The sequence below is a fragment of the Sabulibacter ruber genome (genome assembly GCF_017355955.1).
In the GTDB taxonomy this organism is placed as follows: domain Bacteria; phylum Bacteroidota; class Bacteroidia; order Cytophagales; family Hymenobacteraceae; genus Nibribacter; species Nibribacter ruber_A.
On sequence record NZ_JAFFID010000006.1, the window covers coordinates 156640 to 173990 of the forward strand.

The 17351-nt window shown below is 51.6% G+C and carries 12 protein-coding genes; 8 read left to right on the forward strand and 4 right to left on the reverse strand.

Translation table 11 applies throughout. The features are described from left to right. Positions 1-74 precede the first annotated feature (74 nt). Positions 75-656 carry an NADPH-dependent FMN reductase gene (locus tag JT719_RS22575; RefSeq protein ID WP_207436031.1) on the forward strand — a complete coding sequence of 194 codons (582 nt, stop codon included), beginning with the start codon at positions 75-77 and terminating at the stop codon, positions 654-656. A 217-nt stretch (positions 657-873) separates the two neighbouring features. Here the strand turns inward: JT719_RS22575 and JT719_RS22580 are convergent, their stop codons facing one another. Together JT719_RS22580 and JT719_RS22585 are read right to left on the reverse strand one after the other, a co-directional pair. After that, positions 874-1197 carry a DUF4440 domain-containing protein gene (locus JT719_RS22580; protein ID WP_207436032.1) on the reverse strand — a complete coding sequence of 108 codons (324 nt, stop codon included), beginning with the start codon at positions 1195-1197 and terminating at the stop codon, positions 874-876. 20 nt (positions 1198-1217) lie between these two features. Beyond that, positions 1218-2057 (reverse strand): SDR family oxidoreductase, encoded by an 840-nt coding sequence (locus tag JT719_RS22585; protein ID WP_423227984.1) that lies wholly within the window; start codon positions 2055-2057, stop codon positions 1218-1220. Between the two features lie 79 nt (positions 2058-2136). Between JT719_RS22585 and JT719_RS22590 the strand changes: the two genes are divergently transcribed. The 3 genes from JT719_RS22590 (at position 2137) to JT719_RS22600 (ending at position 7435) form a co-directional block, all read left to right on the forward strand. Next, positions 2137-2484 (forward strand): winged helix-turn-helix transcriptional regulator, encoded by a 348-nt coding sequence (locus tag JT719_RS22590; protein WP_207436033.1) that lies wholly within the window; start codon positions 2137-2139, stop codon positions 2482-2484. Between the two features lie 364 nt (positions 2485-2848). Then, positions 2849-3613 (forward strand): hypothetical protein, encoded by a 765-nt coding sequence (locus tag JT719_RS22595; RefSeq protein WP_207436034.1) that lies wholly within the window; start codon positions 2849-2851, stop codon positions 3611-3613. Positions 3614-4465: 852 nt separating this feature from the next. Next, positions 4466-7435 (forward strand): T9SS type A sorting domain-containing protein, encoded by a 2970-nt coding sequence (locus JT719_RS22600; RefSeq protein ID WP_207436035.1) that lies wholly within the window; start codon positions 4466-4468, stop codon positions 7433-7435. A gap of 304 nt (positions 7436-7739) precedes the next feature. Here JT719_RS22600 and JT719_RS22605 read toward each other — a convergent pair whose 3' ends face one another. Next, on the reverse strand, positions 7740-8240 hold the full coding sequence (locus JT719_RS22605) for a GNAT family N-acetyltransferase (RefSeq protein WP_207436036.1): 501 nt from the start codon (positions 8238-8240) through the stop codon (positions 7740-7742). A 404-nt stretch (positions 8241-8644) separates the two neighbouring features. Continuing rightward, on the reverse strand, positions 8645-9409 hold the full coding sequence (locus JT719_RS22610; RefSeq protein WP_207436037.1) for a hypothetical protein: 765 nt from the start codon (positions 9407-9409) through the stop codon (positions 8645-8647). Positions 9410-10120: 711 nt separating this feature from the next. On the opposite strand from JT719_RS22610, the gene JT719_RS22615 reads away from it, so the two are divergent. From JT719_RS22615 to JT719_RS22630, 4 genes are all read left to right on the forward strand, one after another. Further along, the gene (locus JT719_RS22615; RefSeq protein WP_207436038.1) at positions 10121-10687 is read left to right on the forward strand and encodes an RNA polymerase sigma factor; all 567 of its coding nucleotides are present in this window, start codon (positions 10121-10123) and stop codon (positions 10685-10687) included. 378 nt (positions 10688-11065) lie between these two features. Next, the gene (locus JT719_RS22620) at positions 11066-12046 is read left to right on the forward strand and encodes a FecR family protein (RefSeq protein ID WP_207436039.1); all 981 of its coding nucleotides are present in this window, start codon (positions 11066-11068) and stop codon (positions 12044-12046) included. A 70-nt stretch (positions 12047-12116) separates the two neighbouring features. Next, entirely contained in the window at positions 12117-15458 is a 3342-nt protein-coding gene (locus JT719_RS22625; RefSeq protein ID WP_207436040.1) for a SusC/RagA family TonB-linked outer membrane protein, read from the forward strand. A 78-nt stretch (positions 15459-15536) separates the two neighbouring features. Further along, positions 15537-17339, forward strand: a complete 1803-nt coding sequence (locus tag JT719_RS22630; protein WP_207436041.1) for a RagB/SusD family nutrient uptake outer membrane protein — start codon at positions 15537-15539, stop codon at positions 17337-17339. Positions 17340-17351: the final 12 nt, after the last annotated feature.

A 17351-nucleotide genomic window follows, 5' to 3' on the forward strand; every position in this document is an offset into this window, starting at 1 on the left:
CTAAAACGCTGGTAACAGGCGTAGAGGAGCGCAAAGAAATCCAATAGACTTTCCAATCAAACAAATAAAAGAATATGGTAAAAATCGCAATCATAACCGGAAGCACCCGGCCGGGCCGGGTGAATGAGCAAGTCGCCAAATGGGTAGTGGAAGAGGCGAAAGAGCGGCAGGATGCGGACTATGAACTGGTGGATATAGCTGACTATCTCCTTCCGCTTTTCGATGAACCACTATCCCCCCTCTGGAAGAACTATGCCCATGAGCATACCAAAAGGTGGTCAGAAAAAATCGGATCCTTTGACGGGTATGTATTCGTCACGCCGGAGTATAACCACAGCACGTCCGGCGCACTCAAGAATGCCATAGATTACCTGTACCATGAGTGGGGGAACAAGGCCGCCGGCTTTGTGAGCTACGGCGGGTCGGCCAACGGGACAAGGGCAGTGGAACACCTGAGGTTGATTATGGGGGAGCTGTTGGTGGCCGATGTTCGGGCTCAGGTGGCCTTGTCTCTGTTCACTGATTTTGAGAACTATACCGTATTCAAATCCACTGCTGAACACCAAAAGCAGCTTAACCTTATGCTTGACCAGGTGACCGCTTGGTCTGCCGCCTTACAACCGGTGCGGGCAGCCCAGGTTTATGAAGCTGTTTAGCTTATTTGACTTGTTTTGGCACATGTCCTGAAATTTCCTGTTTAGCGGCTGTTCTCAGGAAAGTAGCCGCTAATCGGGAATCCAGAGTACCCGAAGCGAGTAGAATTGGATAACGCTGGACAGCTTCTAAAAGACAGATTCGGATGTATGATAAGGACTGACGTTGCATCAACCACGTCAGCCCTTGTTTGCCTATCATTTTCTTGAAGTACCTTTTTCAGCCTGTTATTTTCAATGACTGAATCAGTTCCTCTTCTAATACAAGATGATAACTCAACACAGCCGGGCTGCCGGGAAATGAACCTGATACCTCCGCTTTTAATTCACTTTGTGCTTCGGATTCCTTGAATTCAATCGGCTTCATAACCGATTTGTAATTCTCGTTTGCGGCTTCTATCCACTGCTGGATTTCGGCTTTCCCATGGTAGGTTTTTCCCTCGTCTATCACCATGGCTTCTTCAGTGAAACAGTTGGCGTAAGCAGCACTGTCGTGCGTATTCTGCGCCTTTACTAAATCTGACACAACATTCGGTAAGTCCATATTTTCTTGTTTTATGGTTGTTAAATGGTTGGTATTGTCCCTCCGTCGATGACGTATTCCGTCCCGGTGAGGTAATTGGCCCTTGGGGAAACCAGAAAGCCAACCAGCTCGGCCACCTCCTCGGGCTTGGCCGGCCTCCCGATCGGGATCCCGCCTAAGGACTCCAAAACATTCTCCGTGGCCTGCTCCACTGTGCTGTTTGAACTTTGGGCAATCCGTTCCATCATTTTTGCAGCGGCTGAAGTCATAATCCAGCCTGGTGAGACGGACAGGACCCGCACCCCCTTGGGCGCCACCTCGTTGGACAGGCCTTTGCTGTAATTGGCAAGTCCGGCCTTCGCGGCGGCATAAGGCAAGGTGGAGTCATACAGCGGCAGTTTGCCCTGGATGGAGGTGATGTGGATAATGACACCGCTTCCCCGGTCTATCATCCGGGGCAAGAACCCTCTGTCCAAGCGAACAGGGGCCAGCAGGTTGGTCTGGATGGACTTTTCCCAGTCCCCGTCCGTCAGCACGGCAAACCCGCCGCCCGGGGTCTCCGACCCTCCCAGGTTGTTTACCAGAATATCCAGATTGCCGTATTGTGAGAAGACCTCTTGGACTACTTTTCGGGTGCCCTCCGGCGTGCTTAGGTCAGCCGAGTTGAAATGGAGGTCCTCATTCGGGGCTTCGGGTTGGTTCCTTGCGGTGACGATGACCGTTGCCCCGGCCTGGAGCAGGCGCTCGGCGATGGCTTTCCCGGTTCCTTTGGTGCCGCCGGTCACCAGGGCGACCTTGCCTGACAACTCGTTGTTGAAATCAAAGTGCTGTTCCATACCTTTCTTTTTTGATGCAAAAATGGGAGGTATGTATAGCCACATCAAGTACGGAAAAACGAATCATATAGGGATAAATTTATCCCCTATTGCACCTTTTCAAACAATGGGATAACATTACAATATGTACCAAAGGAAAATACCGCCAAGCCTGAACTGTGGCCTTGACCTGATCGGCGAGGTGCTCTACGGTAAATGGAAAATCCGTCTGCTGTGGTTTATCAACGAGGGGAACAGACGCCCCAGCGAATTGCAGCGGAAGATACCGGACGCCTCCCGTCGGGTCCTGAACATGCAGCTGAAAGAGCTGGAGGAGCACGGGTTGGTCTCAAAGGTTATCCACCCGGTTGTTCCGCCGAAGGTGGAGTACAGCCTGACTGACTTTGGGGAATCCCTGATCCCCGTCTTATCAGCCCTTGGGAATTGGGGCGATGAACACCAGGAACGTTTGCGGTCTGTTATTCTGAAGTGATTGGAAAACACCTACCTTGTATAACTGCCTTCCTGCAAGGTATCCCAAAGAATCACGGTTTCAATCCGTTTAGGAAAGTACTTGGCAGCTTATTACATATCGGTTTTCCGAATCTGTTGATAGCCGCCTCCATGGGATTGCCTTACTGTAACCCACCGCCCTACTGCCCGTGATTAAGAAAGTTTTGTATCAGTATCTATCTACATCAAAGGCTATGCTCCGGATATGTTTCGTTTGCGCCCTTCATTTCATCTTTTCTATCAGCCTTTGCGCGCAGGCACCCACGCAGCAGTCCCATCCCAACCCACGAGATAGGGTCTATGCGGCACCGGAAAGTGTTTTCAGGATGTTCAGGGAAGCCGGAATGGATCCATCGGACCATGCGTTAACGGCGGGTGAGAAAGCCAAGGTAGAGAAAGCCTTCGCTGCTTTGCCTCCCCTGCACCAGAGGATCCTCAAAGGGCATCTACATAGCATCAGCTTCATGGATAACATGCCCAACACGGCGCTCACCTCGCCCGTGAAAACCCCGGATTCCACTAAGATGTACAACATTACCTTTCGGGCGGGAATACTCCATGAGACCGTTTCGGAGTGGGCTACCCAGAAAGAATCAACCTGTTTCGACCGATCAGAAAACCAGGGCTATGAAATCAAGGTGGAGGCAGGCGGATTGGACGCCTTTCTGTTTGTCTTGCTGCACGAGGCGACGCACGTGGTGGACGCGGTTCTGGAAATCACCCCGCACCCCGAGCAGAGAGAAGCTTTGGTGAAACCGACCCCGTTCACGAAGAATGTCTGGCACAAAATGAACGTGCCAACGCCCAATTCCACCGATTCACTGCTGGAGAAAACCCGGTTCCGCAATGGCAACAGGCTATCCATAACCTTAGCGCCTGAGGTTTACAGAAAGCTAAGTAAAAAGCCATTCCCCTCTTTATACGGAATGGCTAGCTGGTTTGAGGACCTCGCGGAACTTGAGAGCATCTATCATCTGACCAGGAAGATGGATCAACCTTTTCGCGTAATAGTCCGAAAGGACGATGATGAGCTATTCCGGTTTGAGCCAATGAAGAATAAACAGGTGAAAAAGCGATTCCGCTACTTAAAGCTTTTCTATTCGGCATGATCTTACTAGGATCTTATAACAAGATCCGGTGATTGCGGATCATCTCCAGCAGTGGCTTCAATCCCAAGTGAATCCGCCCCACCGGCGGTAGAGGATGCTCAAGATCGTCTTCGACCGGATAGAGGGCCTGCGCCCCTGGGGCAGGCTGCTCGGGGACCAGATCCCGGGCTCCTACCCCGGGCAGGTCTCCCTCAGGCCCCAGGCTGCGGAGGGCAAAGCATAGGGCGGCGTTTGGGAAGGGAAGGGCTTTCCTCCTCTGACGAAAATAGGGCTCCTTGGCAGGGAGGCCGCCATATTGGTCCCCGATATCCATTCATATGAAGAGAGGACATCTGCTCTACAGAGCATCCCCTACAGGGTAAGGATTTTACCTCGGCTAGAAGATCCCTCCTCGGATAGGTGCCCTCCGGCCCTTTCACCTGCGGACCGTGTCCCACTTTCCTTCTCCCCGATGTACCGTCCAGTCCCATTTGGTATTCATTGCCCTGGACCAGCAGCATACATATATCCCTGCACCGGGTTTTTCCAACCCTTGAATGCTCCATTGCACTTCCGAGGGTCCGGGCTGCCCTGTCCCTACGACAACCGGAGAGGGATAGCCCTAGCCCTCGGCCCCCTTTGCCACTAATCCGCCGCCCCGTCTGGCTTCGGGTATGCTTCTGCCAAGGCTGGCCAACCGGAAAATTGTTTCTTTTAGCTGGGAAGCAGTAGGTAAAAATAGAATGGTTGAATCTCGTCCCGGGAGTAACGGGTGTTGGGCCTGAAGCTGTATATTTAGACTTTTTAAAGGACAATAGGATCCCTCAATACACCCCCAGGCGAGTCTACGCCATTTCTATAGAAGATTATCATATGCGTTTTTTTACAACAACAAAGCTTGTCTACACCCTTGCCCTGTTTGTATCCCTTATTTTGACCAGCAACGGTATACTGGCCCAGATCCCTGTCTTCGAGAAATGGGACAGGACTTTGGGCGGGGACGGGGATGACATCTTCCGCTCCATGGCCATCACCCCCGACGGGGGAATTATTTTGGGAGGGTTTACAAACTCAGGCGCCGTAGGGGATTTGACGGTGGGGAGCAATGGCTCCAGGAGCTACTGGGTGGTGAAATTACGCGCCGACGGCACAAAGGCCTGGGACAAGACCTTCTCCAGCGGGGGCATGGATTTCCTATCCTCGGTCATACCCACGGCCGACGGCGGGTACCTGGTCGGGGGGACCACCTGGTCCGGTGCCGCCATGCGGGACAAGTCGGAGGGTACCAGGGGGAATGATGACTACTGGGTCCTCAAGCTGGACGGCAACGGCAACAAAGTCTGGGACAGGACCTTCGGGGGCTCGACAAAGGACGAGCTCAAGGTTATGGTGCAGTCACCGGATGGGGGATTCCTCATTGGGGGCTCCTCCTTCTCGGGCATATCCGGCGACAAAACCGGGGCGACAAGGGGGCAGACGGACTACTGGATCATAAAACTCAGCCCTGACGGCACCAAGCTATGGGATAAGACCATCGGGGGGGATTACCTGGATGACCTCTCCAGCATTGCCCTGGTGCCGGGCGGCGGGTATATCCTGGGGGGGACCTCCGGGTCGGACGCCTCAGGCGAGAAGACGGAGCCCAGAAAGGGCAACCACGGCAGCAGCCTCGATTACTGGGTGGTTAAAACCGATGAGGAGGGGAACAAGCTATGGGATAGGAGCCTGGGCGGCGAGGGTTGGGAGCAGCTGAACACCGTCGTCATGTCCCCCCAGGGGGATATCCTGTTGGGCGGAAACTCGAACTCGGATAAGGGGTTCGACAAATCGGCGGGCAACGTCAGTGCCTACTCCGGGGGGTACCGGATGGATTTCTGGGTAGTGAAGCTGGCTGCCGATGGCACAAAGCTCTGGGACGGAACCTATGGAGGGAACTATGAGGACCAGCTCTCCTCTATCCTGTTCACGCCCGACGGGGGGATGCTCCTGGCAGGCTCCTCCTCCTCCGGCGCCTCCACCGATAAGACAGATGTCAGCAGGGGCGATCTCGACTTCTGGGTCCTCAAACTTGACCGGGAGTACAACAAGGAATGGGACAAGGCGTTCGGGGGCACCCAGGCTGATGTATTGGGTGCCGCGCTCCCCACCCCTGACGGCGGGTTCCTTCTGGGTGGCTACTCCAAGTCGGACGAGGGCGGTGACAAATCCGGCTATCCGAGGGGCGGGAATGATATATGGGTACTGAAAGTGAAGCCTACGGACAAGGTGCTGCCAAGCCTTGTCCCCGTCACCAAGATTTGGGATAGGCGTTTTGGGGGGAGCGGCGGGGACAGGCTGGAATATATGGTCAACGCGCACGGGGGAGGGTATCTCCTGGGAGGAACCTCCAATTCCCAGATCGGCGGGGACAGGACCGAGTACCATGGTTCCTGGGGATACGAGGATTTCTGGCTTGTGAAGATAGGGGAGGACGGCAGCAAGGACTGGGACAGGTCCTACGGCTCCCTTGGAACTGACATGCTCAGGTCCATCGTCAAGACGCCCGATGGGGGATACCTGCTGGCAGGCCACTCGGACGGTTCGGTCAGCGGGGTCAAGACATCCCCGAGGAAAGGGCTTTGGCACTACTGGGTCCTCAAGATAGACAAGGCGGGGAAGGTGCAATGGGACAGAACCTACGGGGGGAACGGGTCGGATTACCTGGCTGCCGTGGTCCCCACCCCGGACGGGGGGTTCCTGCTCGGGGGTAGCTCCACCTCAAGTGTCGGGCTGGACAAGTCGGAGGCCACCAGGGGGTACATGGACTATTGGGTAGTAAAGGTCGATGCCAGGGGAGAGAAGCAATGGGACAGGACCTTCGGCGGGGATGATTCCGAGTTCCTTACCTCCCTGGTGGCTTCTCCCCAGGGAGGCTTTCTGTTGGGTGGATACTCTAACTCAAAGGCGAGCGGCCACAAGACTGCGAATTCCTCGGACGAAGACTTCTGGGTGGTCCAGGTTGACGCCAACGGCAACAAGGCGTGGGACCGGACGATTGTGCAGGAGGGGGACAACCAACTGGGTTCCGCTGTCCTCACCTCCGACGGAAACTACCTGCTGGGGGGCAACACGTACGCCCGTGAAACGCCGAACACGACCGCGCTGGAGGATTTCTACCTCGTCAAGCTGAACCCGGGCGGCCACACCCTTTGGTCAAGGAGGTACGGAGGGCATGGGTCCGACCGTATCACCAGGATCATCCCGACCTCCGACGGAGGCTATCTGGTAGGGGGGGAGTCCTCCTCGGACGGAACCCGGGACAAGACCGAGGCATCGAGAAACACGGGCACCTATGATTACTGGGTGGTCAAACTCGGCGCCGACGCGGGGAAGCAATGGGACAAAACCTTGGGAGGGCACGAACATGAGCTGCTGACTTCCCTGCTGGAAACGCCGGGAGGGGACTTCCTCGTCGGGGGATACTCCCTGTCCGGGTTGGGTTGGGACAGAACGCAGGACGGGCGGGGAATGGATGACTACTGGGTAGTCAGGATAAGCAGCCAGGCGAAGACCGTCACCGGGACCGAGGAGGAAGCGGGTAAGCTCGCCTCTCCTTTGGTGCTTTCCCCTAACCCTACCCAGGGGGACTTCTACGTGAGGTACGGGGATGCACGCTCCGTTGCCGGCCGGGTCGACCTGGTACTCTATGACGGGTCGGGCCGAGTGGTTCTGAACCGGGCCGCGAATGGCCCGGAATTGCTCCAGGGGGTGCTGCTGAATTCAGCATCCCTACCGAAAGGCATGTATTTCCTGAGGATCCTCGGTTTGGACCTCCCTTTGACCAGGAAAGTCCTGATTAGATAAGTCGAAGCGGGATTTTGAGGCACTGTCCCATCTCAGATGCCGACGGTATTATTGGGCCACACCAACAATCCCTAAAACGCTTGCTTGCTTGCTTGCTTGCTTGCTGCGGAATCCACGTCTCGCAGACTGAGAATGTTTCCCATTACCGGGAAGAGCTAACTAGGCGCCTTTCTGAAAAGTAGGGGCGGCGGAGGCTTCGCTCTGAACCAATAACTGAATTTGTAAACGGGCGCCCTAGTATGCGAGCAGATACCCAAGGAAAAGAATCGCAACGACCTAATTCAGGGCAAGCAATTGCATCGGTTTATTCAACTTCTATAACATACAGATTGAAGGCTGGAACATTACCATTGGCTGGGTTAGGTATGAATAGTTTATGGTGCTTGAAATTTTCGGCAATTCTCTCCGCTGCATTATTACCTGGTTTTACCCAGCCATAGATTTGACTAATCCCGATTCTTCTGGCATCATTGACCGCATAGTTGAAAAGGTTCTGGCCTACATTCTCTTTGAAGAACTCCTTATCTACATAGGTGCTGGACTGAGCGATAAGCTTGCTCAGGAGCGGATTTGAGAATACCGGTGTCAAGGCCTGCCAACCGATTATTTGACCTGATTCAAGATGCGCAACATAGAAAACAGATTGGGAGACGTTTGAAAATACCCGAAAGAGTTCTTGTTTAAACTCTCCTATATTCTCCAGGGGCAGGGGTTTGCCTAAAGCTTGGCCTTGATTTTTCACCCAGATATCGAATATGGGCTCAAAATCATTTTCGTTACTTTCCCTTATATTAAAAGTTAACATTGTCTGTATGCTTATAGGCGATTTGGTACTAAGCGACGGTCCTCCTGGTGCATAAACCATGCTACAGCGACGGCTTTGCACGCCTCATGCACGAGGCCGTTGTGCGACAGTTAAGTACTGGTAGAAACACATGAAACTGTCACAAAGTAGCATAGCTGTCCCTGCGCACCGCCTATATGATGCATAAGCAGTTGACCGACAAACCATAACCTCAATTAGTCGGGGTGCTTTGTAGTCCTCCCCCTGAAAGTAGTAGAACCATTAAATATTTCTTCTTATAGAATCCTAGGTGGCATAAGGAAGAAGAACAAGAGGAACTATTGGATACACCTCCTATAACTTCGACTCCAATTCGAGCTTCCCTTGTCGAGGCGATAAATCTCCATAGATAGTATTCACAGATACTATCGGTAAACAAACCTTCTTTTCGTGAAGGTGGAATACCTCCCCACTCTGTCAACCGTGAGTTTACTCACCCAATTGCCATTCTCATCGAATTCGTAACACAGCGCCAGGTCGTTCACAACCGTTCCGTTAGCCGTGATGATATGGATCCCTGTTACCTCGCTGCTTCCTTTGTCCCGGGTAAAGTATACCGTGGCCTCCAGTTCCCCTGAGGAGCGGTGGTTTGTCTGGGCCTTCATGTGGTCCCCATCCCACTCATACTTTTGGATGTAATACACCGTGCCCTCACGGTTGGTGATCTTTTTGACGGCCGGCTTTCCACTGTCGCTGTACTCGGTGGTATGGATGAGGCCCATTTCTCCATCTCTTTCATAATTCTGCACAGCCACAACCCTGTTCCTCGAGTCTCTGATATGCACCTGCCTTGTGATCTGCTTTGAGGTGGAGTCAGAGGTCAGCCCCTCTTTCAGGTATCCGTCGGTGTCATAAAGATATACCTGCCTTCTTATGACCCTGTCATCCCTATCGAACTCAACGCTTTCGGTTATATTCCCTTCTTCGTTGAAATGGGTGAGGGTATGCCCCATGTAGTCCTTCTCGCCTTCTTCCCACTTCCCACCCCTATATTCGGCCTTGAAGACGTTCTCGTAGACTGCAACCACATTACCTTTCAGGTTTAGCTCCTGAAGGGAGCTTTTCTTCTGGGAATGCCCATCAGAGAAACATACCCAGGTAAAAATGAGGATAAGGCATGCCTTTTTCATTTGCTCTTCCGGTTGGGTGATTACTTGCTGTCACATAATCCTTCGTGTGGGGTAAAACTGGTAGCCGGGCCGTGGAATCAAGCAGCGAATACTTCGGACTTGATTCCTATTTTCAAATTACTTTAAATTATATAGGGAAGCTATACTCACAAGTAAGTAATTCATTTATCCGATGGATATAAAACATATTGGATACAAACCCACCGTGCTCTCAATTAGTATTAATACAGGACCAGAAATGGATCCGGAACGATGCAGACAATCCAGGGAACATCTCCTCTCCCAAAGAGACCATTCATCCCTACTTTCAACTCGATCAGACATCAAAGGACATTCACACGTCTTGCCTACTTCCACACAAGGCGCTCTCATCGGTGATGATTGTTCCACGCCCGCCTATCGGCAACAGAGAAACTGAGGAAACCCTGAGGAGTCCATCTTGCTTGGGAGAAGCTATTGAAAGTAGGGATTCCGGTGGAGCCTCTCCGGAAAACATGCGACAAAACAATTATCTTAGCATAGGTCCCCAATACGCACTTTCCTATAGCCGGGAGGGAGGCGCTTGGCAAGTAGTGCGGGGCAAGTCTGCTCACCTAAGCACTGAACAGAAGGGGAACTATAGAGCAATGGAAAAGCCTTTTTAACAATTTAGTAAAGTACATGTAATCCCACTGAATTTCTGTTTCCAATACCTTTGGGGAAAACATAGTGATGGAAGTGCATAGGGCAGATATAGAATTGATTGAGAGAATAAAGCTGAATGACTCCAACGCTTTCAAAGAAATTTTTGATAGATATTGGGAGACGCTGTATGCCTCTGCTCTCAAGCGGTTGAAGTCACAGGATGAATGCAACGATGTTGTTCAGGAGGTCTTCACCGACATCTGGAGGAGGAGAAATGAACTGCAGATCACAGGAAACCTGAGCGCGTACCTTCATACTGCGGTAAAGTACCGGGTCTTCAAAGTGCTTGAAAACAGGCGATGGGAGCAGGAACTTGACACTCTGGATAACGTGCACCTAAGCGTTTGTGATGCTACTCTGGAGTTTAACGAGCTTTATGGAATTTTGGAAGTAGCATTAGATCAGCTTCCAGAAAAACAACAGTTAATATTTAGAATGAGTCGCTTTGAGGGGCTGAAAAGCCATGAAATAGCCGATGCACTCCAAATATCGCGGCAAACCGTCCATAATAGCCTCCACAAGTCCCTGACGATTCTAAGGGCAGAACTTAAGGACTATGCCCCGCTCCTCCTCCTCCTTACTTTGCCTAACTAGCCCGCCACGGGTCTTGTCAAGGCAACCAAATTCAACACACACTGTTTAAATTCTTCTTGTTTACTGTTCTGGTAAATCGTGTAAGGTAATCGGTGAACCTATCCTCTATTTGCTTTTAAGACGCGTAATGCTGGCCACTTACCGGCCCTAGGCTGTGTTTGGACATATATTTTGGAGCTGTTATCAGAAAAACGTTCCTAAACCAAGCTAAGCTTTTGGAAAGGAGCCAGGCATACCATTGGGCTGCTAGGCAATAACAACTGCATGATTTTGCCAAAAATCATGCGTTAAGTCTATGTTAAATACAACGGAATAATTTTAACAAACGCTTAACCAGAAACAGAGGTAGTGATATCCCCTTTCCATCACTTACCTACAATGAAAGCGGATAGGCCCACCAAGAAACAGATTGAACTCTTTATCTCCAAAGCTCTGAGAGGCACCATCTCTCAAGAGGAAAAAGCCATATTAGACCAGTGGTACCATGAGCAGGAAGAACAGGAGGCAGTTGTTTATACAACATTGAGCAAAGAGCAGTTTCGGGAGGAGTTATTCAAAAAGACCCTTAAAAACATTCCCTCGCCTGCAGCAAAGAAGAAGACGGTGACGCGCACATACATCAGCGTTGCCGCTTCCATATTGCTTCTACTCGGGGGCTTGGGCTTTTTCTACCAGTACCAAACTCCAACTGGTACCGCTGCACAATCGGGAAAGGCTTTATTCGATGTGTACAGCAATGGCCCGGGCCTAAGAAAAAAGCTTGTGTTGCCAGATGGCTCTGTCGCCTACCTTAACAGTAATAGCCAACTTACAGTCTTTCAGGATTTTTCACAGGAGCGGAAAGTGAAGCTCCAGGGAGAGGCGTTTTTTGAAGTAAAGAAAAACGAGCACCTGCCTTTTGTAGTCGAAACAGAAGGATTGAGGACGAAAGTATTGGGTACCTCCTTCAATGTTTCCTCATATAAATCTGCTTCAGAAATAGTTTCGGTAAGAACCGGAAAAGTACAAGTAGAGGACAAGAAACGAGAGAGTGCCGTTTTCCTCCTCCCAAATGAGCAAGGGATGCTCCGTGATGGAGAACTGTCCAGGACTGGTGTTACCCATCCCGAGAGCGTTTTCGGGTGGGTGGAAGGAAAGCTTGTTTTCAATAAGACGCCTTTACGGGAAATAGCTCCGAAGCTGGAAGCATGGTATGGAGTAAAGGTCTCGGTGCAGGTAGAGTCCGGTGCCCCTTGCCAGCTTACCGGCACCTATACCAACTTATCACTGGAAGAACTAATGGAGTTGATCAAGTTCTCCATCAATATCGACTACAAGGTTGAAGGCAAGAAACTCGTCATAGAAGCCAAAGGCTGTTGAGTGTTCATAGTGCTTTCCCAAAGGTTATGCTAGCTGACAAATAGGATTATTTAACAATGAAACCGAGAATATGAGAAAACATCTATGCAGCTTTTTCCTGCGGCTGACGATACGGGTCTTCATCATAGGGCTTGTAGCCCCTGTGGGAACCTCCATCAGCCTGGCAAGTGAAGTGAAAGGGCAGAACCTTAGGGAGACCTTCGTTAAGCTCAATATACAATCCCCTACCGTTGAAAACCTTTTTCAAGCAATCGAGAAACAGACCCGATTCAAATTTTCCTACAGAAGTGACTTGAATCTCAGGCAAACGGTCACCTTATCCAAAACAGAAACAGACCTGGAGAGCCTTCTGCAATCGGTTTCCCAGCAGGCGAAGTTTAACTTCAAGCAGATAGACTATACCATTGGGGTGAGTGAAAGGCGAGTTGCGCGCCCATCCGCCCAAAAGCTGAAAGACATTACCATCAGGGGCAAGGTAACGGATGAAAAAGGAGTAGCCCTTCCCGGAGCAACTGTGGCGGTGGAGGGTACTGCCAAAGGATCGTTGACCGATGTGGACGGCAACTACATCCTGGATGCCGACTCTGATGCTGTGTTGGTGGTGAGCTATTTAGGATATCTGACCCAGCGTATTCAGGTTCAGGGCAGGGAAGTGCTGAATGTCGCTTTGAAAGAGGACAATGCTGCCCTGGACGAAGTGGTGGTCGTTGGGTTTGGTACGCAACGAAAAGCCAGTCTGGTAGGGGCGCAGTCTTCCGTGGAGGTGGAGGCGTTACAGGTACCGGCGGCAAATCTGACCAATGCCCTGGCGGGGCGGGTGGCAGGCGTGATTGGGGTGCAGCGTACCGGTGAACCCGGCTTTGATGATTCCGACATCTGGATACGCGGTATCTCCACCTTCAGCCAGGGGCTTAGCAAACCGCTTGTGCTGGTAGACGGTACCCCAAGGGAAATGTCCAACGTGGATCCCGAGGACATTGAGAGTTTCACCGTTCTGAAAGACGCCTCGGCAACTGCCGTGTATGGCGTTAGGGGTGCGAATGGCGTTGTCATCATCAAAACCAAAAGAGGAACGCCTGGCAAACCTAAGTTTTCCTTCCGCTACTATGAAGGCGTGACAAAATTCACCAAACTGCCCGAGTTCGCGGACGGCCCGACCTATATGCGCATGTCCAATGAGGCGATCATGAACCGGGGAGGGGCGCCTATCTACAGTAGTGAGGCTATCTCGATGACCGAGCAGGGCACGGATCCCTATTTGTATCCGAACGTGGACTGGATGGATGCGCTCTTCAACGATTTCGGGCGCCAGCGTAGGGCAAACTTAAACATCAGCGGAGGCTCGGAAAGTGCTACTTACTACGTAGGAACCAGCTTCTTTGACGAGGTGGGCCTGTACAGGCAGGGTGATCTGGTGGATTACAATAATCAGGTAGGTTTTAAACGATATAACCTCACCACCAATCTCTCTGTAAAGGCATCCAGCACCACCAAAGTTGACTTAGGGGTACAGGGGTACCTGGCCAACGCAAATTATCCGGGGGCAGGGCAGGCGACCATATTCGAGAAAGCCTACTACGTCACCCCCATCATCCACCCAGTACGCTACGAGAACGGAGAGATTGCGGATCAACGCTCCGGGGCCTTGGATAACCCGTACGGGAACCTGACCGCCACCGGCTACGCCAACCAGTGGCGGAACCAGCTCTTCTCCAACCTGAGGGTAACCCAGGACCTGCCGTTCTTGGTGGATGGCCTTTCTGCCACCGCTATGTTCTCCTTTGACGTGTACAATTACACCAGCATGCGCCGCACCAAAAGACCTGATACTTTCCTGGCCACCGGCCGCGATGAAAACGGGAACATGCTGTATGAGGAGACCTACAGAGGAGAGCGGTACCTGAACTTCAGCCGCAGCAGTTCTGGTGAACGCACCATTTACTTTGAAAGCGCCCTCAACTACGAGAAGTTCCTCAAGAAGCACGAGGTAAAAGGTATGCTGCTGTACAACCAGAGCGATATGTTGAACTCCCAGGCCGGAGACTTCAACAGTTCTCTTCCCTACCGCTACATGGGGGTTTCCGGTAGAGGCACCTATGGGTATGACAGCAAGTATTTCCTGGAGCTGAACTTCGGGTATAACGGGTCTGAGAACTTCGCCCCGGCCAAACGCTTCGGCTTCTTCCCTTCGGTTGGGCTGGGCTGGGTGGTAAGCGAGGAAAAGTTCTTTGAACCTCTTTCCAGGATTTTCCCCATGGCGAAATTTCGGTTCTCGCACGGCATAGTGGGAAATAGCCAGATTACAGGCCGCCGCTTTGCCTATGTGTCCACCATTGGCTCCACCACTGGATACTCGTTTGGGAAAGACCGCGGAAACAATTACGAGGGCTATGACATAGGCGAGTACGGAGTGGATGTAAGCTGGGAGACGGCAACCAAAACCAACTTGGGCCTGGACTTATATAGCCTTAACAGCGATCTGAACTTGCAGGTAGATTTCTTCAAGGAACTAAGAGAGGGTATTTTCCTTAACAGAAGTGCTGTTCCGGCCTATGTCGGGTTACAGAAAGCGCCTTACGGAAACCTCGGTATAATCGAGAACAAAGGGATGGATGCCAGCCTTACCTACTCCAAACGCTTCAATGACATTTTTGTACAGGCGATAGGAAACTTCACCTTCAGCAGAAACAAGATTATTGAGAACGACCAGCCTGCGCCTACCTATCCATGGCTGGACCAGAGGGGACGAAAGGTGGGGCAGCGCTTTGGCCTGAAAGCCTTGGGTCTGTTCGAAACTGAGGAGGAAATCGCCAATGGGCCACTCCACCCCGGCACAGTACAGCCAGGAGACATAAAGTTTCAGGATGTAAACGGAGACGGTAGAATAGATGACTTCGACCGCATTCCGATAGGTCACGGTACCATCCCGGAGATCGTGTATGGTTTTGGTTTAACCCTTGGGTACAAGAACATCACGCTTTCTTCCTTATTCCAGGGAGTAGGGAATGTAGACATCTACATGAACGGCGAGGGAGTGACCCCTTTCCCGGTTTCCATGAGCCGTGGCAACCTTTTAAGCAACATCGAAGACCGTTGGACAGTTGACAACCCCCGGCAGGACGCCTTCTACCCAAGGCTTTCAGACGGTAGCCCGAATAACAACTACGCGACCAGCACCTGGTGGGTAAAGAACGGACGCTACCTGCGCCTCAAGAACGTGCAGTTAAGCTACGGTTTACCCAGAACGTTCACCCAGAAGCTTAGGCTAGACAATGCCAGTATCTTTTTGGCCGGCTTCAATGTGTTCACCTGGAGTCCCTTTGAGTTCTGGGACGTGGAGTTGGGGGACGGAAGAGGCACAAGCTACCCCAATGTTTCCTCTTATACGCTGGGCATCGACCTGAAATTTTAAAACCGAATCAAGATGAAGAATATAAAATCAAATAAAAGGCGGGGAAGTTTTTTCTCTGCTGTGGTTCTGTCATGCCTCATGCTCATCTCCTCCGCATGTAACGAGGATTTCCTGGACCAGGTGCCGGATGACATCATGACGCTGGAGGAGGTCTTCAGCAGGAAGGACCTCTCCGAATCTTACCTGGCCAACGTGTATAACTACGTGCGGGACGAAGCGCACAGAACCAACAACACGCCCTGGGATGTGATCTCGGACGACATTGATGTATCCCAGCGTAACACCCCGTACCGGGTGAACCTGGGTAACTGGAGCGCGGCCTCCAACTACTGGGTTTTCTGGGATCATTACTACAAAGGAATCCGTTCGGCTACCACCTTCCTCAATCACATAGATGGTAACCAGCAGATTTTGCAGGACAGAGAGGGGGCAAACCTAATCAGGCAATACAAAGCCGAAGCAAGGTTTTTGAGGGCTTTTTTCTATTTCGAGCTCTTAAAACAGTACGGCCCAGTCATCATTATAGGTGACGAGGAGATTGCCCCTGATCTGCCTACCGACAACCCAGGAATGCAAATGAGCAGAACTCCCTTTGATGCCTGTGTTGAATACATTGTGAAGGAGCTGGATCTGGCAGCCCAGGACTTGCCTCTGCATTTTACCTTGCAGCCTGAGCGAGACTTCGGCAGAGCAACAGGGCTGCTGTGCCAGGCCGTGAAGAGCCGTATGTTGCTGTACGCTGCCAGCCCTTTGTTCAATGGGAACCCGGATTACAACGGGTTTGTGAATCCAGACGGAACACCATTGATGAATACTTCTTTCTCCGCTGAGAAGTGGAAAAGAGCGGCAGATGCAGCCAAGGTGGTCATAGACTTAGCCGAATCACAAGGACTGCTGGCGCTCTATAAGAAGAACGGGACCAATGGTGTCTTTGATCCTTTCCTTTCTTACCGCGATCTGTTCCTGGACCCGTGGAACTCAGAGTGGATTTTTGCCAGAAACTCAAACTCCCTCTCAAGTTACGAACGCTCCCTAACCCCCCGGTTGGCCAATGGATTTGCCAGTATGGGTGCCACGCAAAAGCTAGTGGATACTTACCACATGGCGAACGGAGAAGCGCCTATCCTGGGGTACAACTCTGATGGCTCGCCTGTTATCAATTCTTCTTCCGGCTACTCAGAAACCGGCTTTTCAACCACAGCCGGTAAGTATACTAAGGCGAAAACATTCAATATGTATGTAAACCGCGAGCCGAGGTTCTACGCCTCTGTCATTTACAGTGGCGGTAACTGGATCAATACAACCTCCAGCTTAGGGGTAAGGGAGATTGAGTTGTGGTTTAAAGGAGAATCTGGTAAAGGAGGGTCACATGACTACTCCGAGACAGGGTACCTGTTCCGCAAGAACGTCCATCCGGACAGTAACCCAAGGGAAAGCAAGTATGTAGCCCGTCCGCTTGTCATGTACCGTTATGCCGAGGTACTACTCAACTACGCAGAGGCGCTGAATGAATTTAACCCTGGCCACCCAGACGTACTGCGGTATCTCAATATGATCAGGGAAAGAGGCGGTATACCTGGCTATGCCTCTGACAACGGTAAAAGCGGCATGAGAGAACGGATTTGGCGGGAAAGAAGAGTAGAACTGGCGATGGAGCATCTGCGCTACTTTGATACCAGAAGATGGAAAATTGCGGAACAGACTGATGCCGGTCCATTCTGGGGGATGAACGTGAATGCTGGCAGCAGCGCCACAGATCCTGCTTTCTTCCAGAGAACCGTGTTTGAGCACAGGGTCTTCAGAAAAGCATTCTACCTGTTTCCTATTCCTCAGCGCGAAATAGAAAGGAACCCTAACGCTGTGCAGAACCCTGGTTGGTAAATTCAAAAACAG